Genomic DNA, 204 nt, shown 5'->3' with positions numbered 1-204 from the left:
CCACCGATCCAGTTCTGACTGACAGCGGCACCTTAACCATTACCGATGCCGACAGCGGCCAGGCGGTATTCCAAGCGGGCAACGGCACTCCAAGTGTTGGCGCGCTCGGCAGCCTGACTATCGATGCCGACGGCAACTGGACTTACAACGTCGATAACGCCGACGTGCAATATCTGGCTGAAGGCGAAACCAAGGTCGAAACCT

At 58.3% G+C, this 204-nt stretch carries 1 protein-coding gene; it reads left to right on the top strand.

The window, feature by feature from the left end; genetic code table 11:
• Nucleotides 1–204 (top strand): VCBS domain-containing protein (locus MO387_RS21400; protein ID WP_242326536.1); only part of this gene is annotated, 204 nt, incomplete at both ends.

This window comes from Shewanella sp. N2AIL (assembly GCF_022690845.1).
Classification (GTDB): Bacteria; Pseudomonadota; Gammaproteobacteria; order Enterobacterales; family Shewanellaceae; genus Shewanella; species Shewanella baltica.
The sequence above is the reverse complement of the archived record's forward strand: the minus strand, read 5'-3'. Positions and strand labels throughout refer to the sequence as shown.